Here is an 11,292-nt window from a genome sequence, read left to right as displayed (position 1 = left end):
AGAGAGGCAGCATGCATATCCTGTACCGCAACATTCAGCTGGTTGAAGCTATCGGAAGTATCGCCAATCTGAAGGGTCAGACCCTTACCTAGAACCATGGGAGCGGGCTTGCCCTTCGCGGCAGCGCGGACAGTGACGGTATCTCCATCCTCGTTGATCTCGGAACCGCTGATCTTAGCCTGGAGATTGGTCGCTGCATCATCACCACCCTTGGTAAACTGAACGTACTTGACCTCGTCAGTATCGCTCTTGCCTTCCAGGTCCTCGGTGAATACATACTTTGTGCCGTCGATGTTCAGGGTGTTGCCCTCGGCCACCTTATCGTTCTCAATCTTGATGTTTGTGCCAATTTGTTTCTCAGCGGTGGCAGGTGTCTGGCCGGAGATTACAGCAGCCACATCAGCATAGGTCTTAAGTGCCTTGGTGGTATCAGTAGTAGCAGCAATCTGGTCGATGTGGATGGTAGTACCATTGACAGAAGAAATCTTCCACTGGCGGCCATTGGCAGCACCCACAGTTCCATCAGCGTTTACAGCCTTGCCTGTGATTGTAGCTTGTTTGGACAATAAATCAACTGCCATGTGAATGCGCTCAGCTTCGGTCTTGCCCGCTTTGACATCAATCTTAGTGGCACCCGCAGCAGCAACTGCGGCATCAAAAGCAGTCTGTTCGGTGGTATCCAGCGCCTTGGTCTGGAACATATATGTCTGACCGTCAATGGTCAGTGTATTGCCATGCCCCACAAGGCTGGAAATGTCAATGTCCACACCAGCGAAGGTGCTGGGGCTCTTAGCCACAGCGTAGTCCACCTTGGTAGTGTCGTGGATCACATCGCCGGTAATTAGAGAGTCAGCAGAACCGCTAGCAACCTTCTTGACACCCTGGCCAATCGCATCATTGATGGCCTTAGCCTGAGCCTCGGTAAACTCAGGGGGCGGTGTACCCGTTCCAACCTTGTATGCACCTGCCGAATCAAAGTGACCAGCATAGGTGAACGTAAGCTCACCCGCACCACCGGCAGTAACTTCAAAGACAAAATCGCCAATCTTAACAGAGTCAGCACCTGCACCTGCACCTGCGGTACCATCAGCCTTTTTCACTGCAATGTCGCTAGTAAGCAAAGCATTTTTTGCAGCAGTAGCAACATCAGTCGCGGTCTTGGCACCGGCAGCCCCCAAGTCGGCAGTAATATTCTTGCCCAGAACATTGAACTTCAGGGTCTGGTTTGCCGCAGTGGTCGTCCCGGCCAAAGTACCAAAATCAACAGTAAACTTGGGCGGGGTCTGGGTAGTAACACCGCTTACCTCTTTGTGCAGGTTCGCATTGTCCAGAGCCAAATCAGAGCCAGCAATCTTGCCGTCGCTGGCCGCCACAAAAGAAGCCTCAGAGAAGCTAAATGCATCCTTGTTCAGCCCCAGAGTACCGTCCAACAGGTTGATGCCGTTGAAGTTGGAGCTATCGGCGATGCGGTTGATTTCCTTCAGCAGCTGGTCCACTTCCTTCTGCATCTGGGCACGGTCGGTGGTGTTGTCATAGGTGCCGTTGGCGGACTGGGTGGCCAGCTCCACCATACGGTTGAGCATATCATGGACTTCGGTGAGAGCGCCCTCAGCGGTCTGCACCAGGGAAATACCGTCCTTGGCGTTCTTCTGTGCGGTTTCCAGACCGGTGATCTGGGCACGCATCTTTTCGGAAATGGCCAGGCCGGCAGCGTCGTCACCGGCGCGGTTGATCTTGTAACCAGAGGACAGCTTTTCCAGGTTCTTCTTCATCGCAGACACGTTGTTGGTGTAGTTGCGATAGGCACTCATAGCCATAATATTGTGTTGAATACGCATAGATAAATCTCCTTATCCAAATTGTTTAATGTGCTGCGGCATATCCTTTGCCGCCGCACAGGTCGTGGTGCGTTTCCGCCCTGGGTATCTGGCCAGACTGCCCAGGGGTTCCCCGCGCGTACATTGATTTCCACCGGCCCGCGGACCGGGAGAAACCCGAGGGACACAGGGCTCCTCCCCTGTGTTCATTAACTATATCGGCCCCATTTGTGCAAAATTAAGGCTTTGGCGTAAAAATTTCCGGGGATGGGTGGGCATACATAAAAATAAGGGTACAGCTTATCAACAACTGTACCCTTATCTCTAACGATAACTGTGTAGCCGAAACCATTCAGGCATTTTCCGGCGCGTTCTTCAAGAATGCCTCCAAGCGGTCCGCCCCGGCTTTGATGTTCTCCATGGCCACGGCAAAGGACCAGCGGACGTAGTGGGGGGCGCCAAAGCCGGTGCAGGGCACCACCGCCACCTGTCCCTTTTCCAAAAAGACCTGGGCAAAGTCGTCGGCGTTGTGAATTTCCACCCCGTAGAGGGTCTTGCCAATGAGCGCCTCAATGCTCATGAGCATGTAAAAGGTGGCCTCGGAGCGCACGGCGTGGACGCCAGGGATGGCGCTCAGCCGCCCGTAGAGGTAGTCCCGCCGCTCCTCAAAGGTACGGCGCATGGACTCGATCTCGTCCTGGGGGCCGGAGAAGGCCTCCACCGCCGCCGCCTGGGAGACAGCGCTGGTGCCGGAGACACAGTGGCTGAGATAGTTGCTCATCACCTTGATGATCTTCTCATCCGCCGCGGCAAAGCCGATGCGCCAGCCGGTCATGGCGTAGGACTTGGAGACGCCGTTGACCAGGATGGTATGGGCCTTTACGTCCTCCCCCAGGGAGGGGAAGGAGACAAATTCCCGGCCGTCAAAGGTGAGCTTGCCATAGATTTCGTCGGCAATGACATAAATGTCCTCCTCCACACAGACCTTGGCAATGGCCTCTAGGGCGGGGCGGTCGTACATCATCCCTGTGGGGTTGCTGGGGGTGTTGAAAATCAGGGCCTTGGTCTTGGGGGTGATGGCTGCCTTCAACTGTTGGGGGCTCATCTGGAAGCCGGAGGCCTCCGTGGTCTCCACCACCACAGGAACGCCGCCTACCATCTTAATCAGCTCGTAGTAGCTCACCCAGTAGGGGGCGGGGAGGATTACCTCGTCCCCTGGGTCCACCAGGGTTTTCAGCACCACGTAGAGAATGTGCTTGGCCCCGGCGTTGGCGGCAATCTCCTGGGGCTGGTAGGACACCCCCCAGTCCTCCTTCATCCGCTGGCAAATCGCCTCCCGGAGCTCCAAGGTGCCGGGGGTGGGGGTGTATTTGGTCTGGTTATTTTGAATGGCGCGGATACCCGCCGCCTTAATGTGCTCCGGGGTGGGGAAGTCCGGCTCCCCTACGCTAAACCCAATGACATCCAAGCCCTGGGCGCGCATCTCTTTGAACAGGGTGTCAATGGCTATCGTGGTAGACGCCTGGACGGATGTTGCCAATTTTGATAACTCTTTCATTACGGTGGCCTCCTTATATCAGTGACGTCTTTCGACGTTTTGTCAACAAATTATTATTTCTCTACTTTTTATAAAAATATTTTCCCATGTATCCTCTCAAATGTCAGTGGAAACGGCGCCATCGTGGTATTCACAAACGCCCCGGAAAAAAAGAGCCTATACAGGCCAATGGAAACAATGGTATCCCCTCTATGGGATATCTTCCGGTGAAACATTATAGTTTCAAACTTGCAGATTTGCAACCCCATGTTTCAAATTTTTTGCGATTTTGCATCTTTTTTTCCCCAATCCTGCGTCCCTCCCCCCGCCACGCTTCCCGGCGTGGAAAGAGGCTTGACCTTTTTCCCTCCTTGTGATATCATATTGATATCAACTAATAAAGGAGTCCGAACGCTATGAAAGATCAAGCAACGGAAAAGCTCTTGACCTCCCGGCAAAACGGGATGCCGGTGCTGCTGGGCGTGATCGCCCTCTACGTTATCACCTTCGTCATCAACACGATTCTCTATCCTTACAGCATACTCTCCACCGTCTTTGTCCTGCTCTCCGTCCTGGGCACCTTCCTGCTGGCAGGGTTAAAGGTCCTCAAGCCCCAGGAAGCCGTGGTGCTGACCCTCTTTGGCAACTATGTGGGCACCCTCCGGGGGCCGGGCTTCTTTGCGGTGAACCCCCTATGCACCGCCTTCAACCCCGCCTCCAACACCAAGCTCTCCCAGAGCGGGGAGAGCGGCGGCAAGGTCAAAACCATCTCTGGCAGCTCCAAACGCATCTCCCTGAAAAACATGACCCTCAACAATGGCCGGCAGAAAATCAACGACTGCCTGGGCAACCCGGTGGAAATCGCCATCGCCGTGATCTGGCGGGTCAGCGACACCGCCAAGGCGGTATTCAATGTGGACAACTACATGGAATACCTCTCCCTCCAATGCGACAGCGCCCTGCGGAACATCGTGCGCATCTACCCCTACGACTCCGCCCCCAACGTGGACACCACCGGGGACGGCCAGGCCGACGAGGGCAGCTTGCAGGGTTCCAGCGAGGTGGTGGCCCAGCGCATCCGGGACGAAATCCAATCCAAAGTGGCAGACGCGGGGCTGGAAATCGTGGACGCACGAATCACCTACCTGGCCTACGCCCCCGAAATCGCCGCCGCCATGCTCCAACGCCAGCAGGCCCAGGCCGTCATTGACGCCCGGACCATGATCGTGGACAGCGCCGTGGGTATGGTGGAAATGGCCCTGGACCGGCTCCGGGAGAACCAGGTGGTGGAACTGGATGAGGAGCGCAAAGCCGCCATGGTGTCTAACCTCCTGGTGGTGCTGTGCGGCAACCGGGACGCCCAGCCTGTGGTAAACTCCGGCAGCCTCTATTAAAAAGCCTATGGCAGAGAAGAAACAAATCCCCCTCCGGGTCTCCGCGGAGCTCTACGCAGCCATCGCCGCCTGGGCCGAGGACGACTTCCGTTCCGTCAACGGGCAGATCGAATACCTGCTCACAGAGTGCGTCCGGCAGCGGAAGAAGAACGGTTCGCCGGTGCCCAAGGAGCTGGATGTGCCGCCGAAGTTGGATATTTCCTAGGCGTAATAACTCAACCAAATGATACAGACAATGGAAAGGGAATTGGGCTTGACGATTGCGCAGGCTATGGCTGCACTGAAAATCCCGGAAGGTAAGCGGCAGAAATATTTGAATTTACTGGAACAGTAATCATGAGGAAAAGGCCAGGAGCCGTGCTCCTGGCCTTTTCCTATTTCAAACTCTTTTTCCCATAAACCTCTGCTCGCGGGCATCCCCGCTGAGCTCCACTGTATCAACTCTCCCCGGCGGGAGGGGCGTTACGTCCCCCTGCTTGGCCTGGCCTGAACCGGCCTGGGTATACAGCAGCTCCGCCAAACGCCGCTTTGCTGTGGCGTAAGCGTCCCCTAGCTTATGGCGCTCCTGCATATAGTGTTCAAAGTCATAGGCACTGAACCCATGTTGTTCGCAATAGGAGTCCACCCGCTCCCGCCACTGTTCCCTTCCCGTTTCCAGGCGCTGCATCATGCCAGTGGCTTCGGCAGCGAAGTTCTCCCTGGTATACGCCGGTTGGTCCTGGTACTGAAACGCCGCATACCCACCCTGGCCGGTTTTTTCCAAATAGGCGGCATACTGTTTCTGACCACTGGCATAGCGGTTCATCTGTTCCACAAGGGCGGTAATATCCTGGTCTACCGTGGCCAATTCCTGTTCCAGAGTGGCCACCTGCCGGGACTGGCTGTTCATCCAGCCCCCTTCCTCCAAGGCATTGGTCTCCCCCTGGGCTTTGGCCAATTCCGCGGAAAGGGCACCCTGGCGGTTGCTTAGGGCCTGGAACTCCTCTAGGTACGCATTCTGGGTGTGCAACTGCTCCTCATAGGAGCGTTGGCGGGAGCATAACCCTTGATAGCCTGGCAATGCCGCCTCAATGTCCTCATCCCGCTGCTGATCCAGCCGCTCCTTGGCCGCCAGCAGCGCTTTCTGGGCAGCTTCCAGGGAAGCGTTGTCCCCGGCTTTATTCAGCATATCGGCCAAACGTCCCATAGGCTGAGCCCGTTGGGCTGCGTACATGCCACTGTTGTACGGAGTTTGAACCGTTCCAACTCTCATTGGTGGTCCCCCTTTCTCCCTTCTGTATATGTATGTTATCGGAAAAACGTGGGGAAAACTTAAACAGAGAGGCAACAGGCGCTATTTTTTCTTCCGCCGCTCATGGCCCCCGCTGTTCTTTTGATACAGGACATACAAGCCGTCCAGGATCAAATTCTCGTCATAGACAATGGACCGCTTACAGTACTTCCGGATCAGCTCCGCCTGGCTGCCAGTCATGACCACCGCCGACGCCGGTTTCGCGGCCTCCTCCATGCGCTGGATCACGCTGTCGATCATCCCGGCGTTGCCGTAGAGGGCCCCCGCCCGCATGGCCTCAATGGTGCTCCGCCCCAGGATGGAGGTGGGCTCCTCCAAGGCAATGTGGGGCAGCTCCGCCGCCCGGCCGGAAAGGGCCTCCACAGCGATGCGTACCCCTGGGATGATCACGCAGCCCTCAAAGGTGTTCTTGCTCAAATAAGAGATGGTGGTGGCGGTGCCCATGTCAATGACGATGATGGGGGCGGGGTAGCGCTGAAGGGCCGCCACAGCGGAGGCCACAATATCCGCCCCCAACTGGTTCTGGATCTCCGCGATGATGTTCATCCCCGTTTTCATCCCCGGGCCCACAATCATGGGCTCCCGGCCGGTGAGCTGCCTGGCCGCCCCCGCCAGGGCGGAGGTCATCGGCGGGACCACGCTGGACAGCACCACCCCGGTGACAGAGCGGATATCCGCCTGGTACAGGCGAAAAATATCCAGCAGGTCAATGGCCAACTGGTCCTGGGTCTTGTTCTTATCCGTCTTGATGGACCCGCGGAAATATAACGTCCCCTCTGGAGAGAACAGCCCGGCGGTCATTACGGTGTTCCCGGTGTCTATGGCTAAGATCATGGTCCCTCCCCCTTCCCTTTCGTTGTGCTTGGATAGCCTTACTATTATAGGGAAGGGGGAGAAAAAAATCAAGCTTTTTTTGTGGCTGGCAGTGGGATTCCCCTCACAGGATGATGCAGATCAACCCGCCAGAGCCCTCGTTGATGATCTTCTCCAGGGTCTGCTGCATCTTCTGCCGGGCGTCCTCGGGCATGTGTTTCAGCTTGCTGGCCAAATCCTCGTTGATGAGCTCATGGAAGGAGCGGCCAAAGATATTGGACTGCCAGATTTTCTCCGGCTCCCCCTCGAACTCCCGGAGGAGGAAGTCCAGCATATCCTCCGACTGCTTCTCGCTGCCCACAATGGGGGAGACCTCCGCCTGTATATCCGCCCGGATCATGTGGATACTGGGGGCCTTGGCCCGGAGGCGGACCCCATAGCGGCCCCCCTGCTTGATGATCTCCGGCTCCTCCAACTCTAGCTCCCCGGCGTCGGGGATGACGATGCCGTAGCCGGTGGCCCGGACCTCCTCCATGGCGGCGGCCACCTTCTCATACTCTGCCTTCAAGCCGGAGAGGCCGGAGAGGAGCTTCATCAGCTCCCCATCGTCCCGGATGGGGAAGCCCGTCTGCTGGGCCATGGTCTCATAGAAGAGGCTCCGGGGCAACTCCAACCGGGCGGCGCAGCAGCCGCTGCCCAGCTGCATGGCCGTAACGTTGGCAGCACTGAGGCGCTCACACTGGCCCATCGCCTCCACCACCGGCTTCACATCCCGGATCCGCCGCAGGCCCCCCATGGACGCCCGGATGGCCTCGTACACGTCCTCCTTCACCGGATGGCCCACCGGGAGGGCGTCCACCCAATCGGGGAGGAAGAGCTGCAGCTCCTCCACGGGGAACTCGTACAAAACCGAGCGGATGATCTCCGACACCGCCCGCTGGCTCAGCTCCAAGCAGCTTGCGGCAATGCAGGTCACGTCGTAGGCCTCCGCCAGCTCCGCCCGAAGGGCCTGGGCGGCGTCGGACTCCGGACGGGCGGAATTCAAGAGAATCAAGAAGGGTTTCCCCAGCTCCTTCAGCTCCGAAATCACCCGCTCCTCCGCCTCGATATAGGCGTCCCTTGGCAGGTCCGTCACCGTACCGTCGGTGGTCACCACCACACCGATGGTGGAGTGCTCCGCAATGACCTTCCGGGTGCCGATCTCCGCCGCCTCCGCCATGGGGATTTCCTCCGGGAACCAGGGGGTGCGGACCATCCGGGGCTCGTCGTCCTCCAATTGTCCCACCGCGCCAGGGACCATATAGCCCACGCAGTCGATGAGGCGCACGGAGAAGGCGCCGCCCCCCTCCATGTCCACCTGCACCGCCTCCTCCGGCACAAACTTGGGCTCCGCGGTCATGATGGTCCGGCCTGAGCCGCTCTGGGGCAGCTCATCCTTGGCCCGCTCCCGGCGGTAATTGTCCGGGATGTTGGGCAGCACCATGGTCTCCATGAAGCGCTGGATGAAGGTGGATTTCCCCGTCCGGGCCGGCCCCACCACGCCGATGTAGATGTCCCCCGCCGTGCGGGTGGCGATGTCCTGGTAGATGCTTGTCAGGGTATTCATAGCAATTCCTCCGTTGCGTTGGATTCTGGCTTGCTATTATGTCTATGTATCCCCCTGGGGGGATAGACCACCCAGGTAAAAGGACGCAAAAACCGACAGCATCCCCCTATAATTTTGTTCAATGCTACGAAAGCGCCGGGCTTTACATAGATTTAACAAAAAGCCCCGTTTAGATTTAACGTTGCTTTTTTATAGTATCCCTGTAATGTCTTTGGCTGTGTGCATGTTCCCTCATGCCAAAACGCCAAGCCGATTGTTTGAGAGAGAAAAGTAAGGAGTGTGAATCAATCTGGACGTTTCCAATGTCATTGCGCTGCTCAGCGGCGTGGCCCTGTTCCTCTTCGGCATGTCCCTGATGGGCGAGGGCCTAAAAAAAGTGGCGGGCAGTAAGCTGGAACTGGTATTGTACAAGCTCTCCGGCAGCCCCGTGAAGGGGGTTTTGCTGGGCACCGGCGTCACCGCCATCATCCAGTCCTCCTCTGCCACCTCCGTGATGGTGGTGGGTTTTGTCAACTCCGGGGTGATGAAGGTCAACCAGGCCATCGGCATCATCCTGGGGGCCATTCTGGGCACCAGCGTCACCGGCTGGATCATCTGCCTCTCCGCCTTGGAGGGGGGGGCTGGCTGGGTGTCGCTGCTCTCCACCTCCACCCTCACGGGGATCGTGGCGGTGGTGGGCATCATCCTGCGTATGGCCGCCAAAAAACAGAGCCATGTCCATGTGGGCGGCATCCTCATGGGCTTCGCGGTGCTGATGTTCGGCATGTCCGCCATGAGCGACGCCGTATCCCCCTTGCAGGAGAGTGAGGCTTTCCTGCGCCTGCTCACCGCCTTTTCCAACCCCGTTCTGGGCATCCTGGTGGGTCTGGTCTTTACCTGTGTGCTGCAAAGCGCCTCCGCCGCTGTGGGTATCTTGCAGGCCCTGGCGGCCACCGGGGTGGTCAGCTTTTCCGTGGCCTTCCCCCTCATCATGGGCATCGCCATCGGCGCGGCCATGCCGGTGCTGCTGTCCTCCCTGGGGGCCAATGTCAACGGCAAACGCACCGCTTTCACCTACCTGCTCATTGACGTGCTGGGGGCGGTGATCTGGGGTATCCTCTTTTACGGGGCCAACGCCTTCCTCCACTTCCCCTTCATGGACACCAGCCTGAACACCGTGGGCATCGCCTTTGTAAACACCCTCTTCCGTCTGGCCACGGTGCTGGTGCTGACCCCCTTCATCGGCCTGTTGGAAAAGCAGATCTGCCGCATCTTCCCCGACCAGGAGGGCGGCCGGGAACAGGAGGACTTCGCCCGCCTGGAAGCCCGCTTCGTGGAGCACCCCGCCCTGGCCATTGAGCAGAGCCGGGAGGCCCTACACAACATGGCCTTGGAGGCCAAGGCCAACCTGGAAGACGCCTATTACCTCATCGGCAGCTTCAATGAAAAGTCCTACCGTATGGTGGAACAGCGGGAGGACGTGGTGGACAAGTACGAGGACAAGCTGGGCAGCTACCTCATTAAAATCACCGGCAAGGAGCTCAGCGACCAGCAGAACCGGGACGTCACCAAGTTCCTCCACGCCATCGGGGACGTGGAACGCATCGCCGACCACGCCATGAACATCGCCGAATGCGCCAAGGAAATCCATGAAAAGCACATTGCTTTCTCCCCCGCCGCCACCAAGGAGCTGCAAGTGATGTTCTCCGCTGTAAACGAGATCACCCACAACGCCATCATCGCTTTCACCAGCGGCGATATGGAGCTGGCCTACCGTATCGAACCCCTGGAAGAGCTCATCGACAACCTCTGCGACGAGATGAAGCTCCACCACGTGGACCGGCTCCAACGGGGGGTGTGTACCCTTGACCAGGGCTTTGTGTTCAACGACCTGCTCACCAACTATGAGCGGGTGGCGGACCACTGCTCCAACCTGGCTGTGGGCATGATCGAGCTGGAATCCGCCTCCTTTGACACCCACGAGTATATCACCAGCCTAAAGGCCCTGCGCTCCCACAGCTTTGACCAATACTATGCGGAGTACAGCAACCGTTTCTTCCTGCCTGTGGAGTGATTCCCCACAGCCACGCAGTTCTAAAAGGAGGACTTTGTTATGAACCTGGAAGCATTGCAGAAAAACCTAGAGGAGCGGGGATTCACCTACCTCTACTTCCCCACCGCCCAGGAGGCCGCCGACTATCTGGTGGACACCCTCCACGGCAAGACCATCGGCATGGGCGGCAGTATGACCTTGGAGGCCCTGGGCATCTATGAACGCCTTCAGGCAGACAACCAGGTCGCTTGGCACGCCAAGGTCCCTGGACCGGAAACCTTAGCCCAAGCCGCCGCTGCCCAGGTGTACCTTTCCAGTGTCAACGGCATTGCGGAAACCGGAGAGCTCATCAATATCGACGGCACCGGCAACCGCATCTCCGCCGCCACCTCCGCCAAGGAGGCGGTCTATTACATCGCCGGGGTGAACAAGGTTGCGGAAACCTTTGACAAAGCCCTCTGGCGGGCCCGGAATGTGGCCAGCCCCCTGAATGCCCGCCGTCTGGGCCGCAAGACCCCCTGCGCCCTGAAGGAGCTGAAATGCTACGACTGTAAGAGTCCGGAGCGGATTTGCCGGGAGCTCAATGTGCTCTGGCGGAAGCTCAACGGGACGGAGAACTGTTATGTGGTTTTGATCGGGGAAGAGATTGGGTATTGATGTAAAAAATTGGCCCGCCTTGGAACACTGTGTTCCAGGGCGGGCTTTTTTACGTTATCGGAATCTCTCGTCGATTCCACTCCGCTTCAAAATTGCGTTTGCTGTATGGCGCGATTTGATCTTTGTGTCAACCGTGACATTGCGG

General features: G+C 57.9%; 9 protein-coding genes. 4 read left to right on the top strand and 5 right to left on the bottom strand.

All coding sequences use genetic code 11. The features are described 5' to 3' along the window. Both ACTOZL_RS01550 and ACTOZL_RS01545 read right to left on the bottom strand, forming a co-directional pair. The coding region (locus tag ACTOZL_RS01550) for a flagellin N-terminal helical domain-containing protein (protein ID WP_482476314.1) at positions 1 to 1,838 on the bottom strand (1,838 nt) is incomplete at its 3' end. A gap of 331 nt (positions 1,839 to 2,169) precedes the next feature. After that, on the bottom strand, positions 2,170 to 3,375 hold the full coding sequence (locus ACTOZL_RS01545) for a pyridoxal phosphate-dependent aminotransferase (RefSeq protein ID WP_482476313.1): 1,206 nt from the start codon (positions 3,373 to 3,375) through the stop codon (positions 2,170 to 2,172). A gap of 395 nt (positions 3,376 to 3,770) precedes the next feature. On the opposite strand from ACTOZL_RS01545, the gene ACTOZL_RS01540 reads away from it, so the two are divergent. Both ACTOZL_RS01540 and ACTOZL_RS01535 read left to right on the top strand, forming a co-directional pair. Next, positions 3,771 to 4,748, top strand: coding sequence for an SPFH domain-containing protein (locus ACTOZL_RS01540; protein WP_482476311.1), 978 nt, complete (start codon positions 3,771 to 3,773; stop codon positions 4,746 to 4,748). A 7-nt stretch (positions 4,749 to 4,755) separates the two neighbouring features. Beyond that, complete coding sequence (locus tag ACTOZL_RS01535) at positions 4,756 to 4,953, top strand: type II toxin-antitoxin system antitoxin (RefSeq protein ID WP_482476310.1); 198 nt, start codon at positions 4,756 to 4,758, stop codon at positions 4,951 to 4,953. A 174-nt stretch (positions 4,954 to 5,127) separates the two neighbouring features. Here ACTOZL_RS01535 and ACTOZL_RS01530 read toward each other — a convergent pair whose 3' ends face one another. The 3 genes from ACTOZL_RS01530 to spoIVA form a co-directional block, all read right to left on the bottom strand. Further along, positions 5,128 to 5,934, bottom strand: a complete 807-nt coding sequence (locus ACTOZL_RS01530) for a hypothetical protein (protein ID WP_482476309.1) — start codon at positions 5,932 to 5,934, stop codon at positions 5,128 to 5,130. 147 nt (positions 5,935 to 6,081) lie between these two features. After that, positions 6,082 to 6,873 (bottom strand): type III pantothenate kinase, encoded by a 792-nt coding sequence (locus ACTOZL_RS01525; protein WP_482476307.1) that lies wholly within the window; start codon positions 6,871 to 6,873, stop codon positions 6,082 to 6,084. A 103-nt stretch (positions 6,874 to 6,976) separates the two neighbouring features. Continuing rightward, positions 6,977 to 8,458: a stage IV sporulation protein A gene (gene spoIVA, locus ACTOZL_RS01520; RefSeq protein WP_482476306.1), complete on the bottom strand. Its 1,482-nt coding sequence runs from the start codon at positions 8,456 to 8,458 to the stop codon at positions 6,977 to 6,979. Between the two features lie 325 nt (positions 8,459 to 8,783). Here spoIVA and ACTOZL_RS01515 point away from each other — a divergent pair, with 325 nt between their 5' ends. Beyond that, complete coding sequence (locus ACTOZL_RS01515; protein WP_482476305.1) at positions 8,784 to 10,511, top strand: Na/Pi cotransporter family protein; 1,728 nt, start codon at positions 8,784 to 8,786, stop codon at positions 10,509 to 10,511. Between the two features lie 39 nt (positions 10,512 to 10,550). Further along, positions 10,551 to 11,147 (top strand): lactate utilization protein, encoded by a 597-nt coding sequence (locus ACTOZL_RS01510; protein ID WP_482476303.1) that lies wholly within the window; start codon positions 10,551 to 10,553, stop codon positions 11,145 to 11,147. Positions 11,148 to 11,292: the final 145 nt, after the last annotated feature.

The organism is Evtepia sp. (genome assembly GCF_056797215.1).
This window is presented reverse-complemented; position numbering and strand designations above follow the sequence as displayed.

Bases quoted from the DNA above. Each gene is read 5' to 3' on its own strand.
- ACTOZL_RS01540 (WP_482476311.1), top strand. From the start codon at position 3,771: ATGAAAGATCAAGCAACGGAAAAGCTCTTGACCTCCCGGCAAAACGGG.
- ACTOZL_RS01530 (WP_482476309.1), bottom strand. From the start codon at position 5,934: ATGGGACGTTTGGCCGATATGCTGAATAAAGCCGGGGACAACGCTTCC.
- ACTOZL_RS01510 (WP_482476303.1), top strand. From the start codon at position 10,551: ATGAACCTGGAAGCATTGCAGAAAAACCTAGAGGAGCGGGGATTCACC.
- ACTOZL_RS01535 (WP_482476310.1), top strand. From the start codon at position 4,756: ATGGCAGAGAAGAAACAAATCCCCCTCCGGGTCTCCGCGGAGCTCTAC.
- spoIVA (WP_482476306.1), bottom strand. From the start codon at position 8,458: ATGAATACCCTGACAAGCATCTACCAGGACATCGCCACCCGCACGGCG.
- ACTOZL_RS01525 (WP_482476307.1), bottom strand. From the start codon at position 6,873: ATGATCTTAGCCATAGACACCGGGAACACCGTAATGACCGCCGGGCTG.
- ACTOZL_RS01545 (WP_482476313.1), bottom strand. From the start codon at position 3,375: ATGAAAGAGTTATCAAAATTGGCAACATCCGTCCAGGCGTCTACCACG.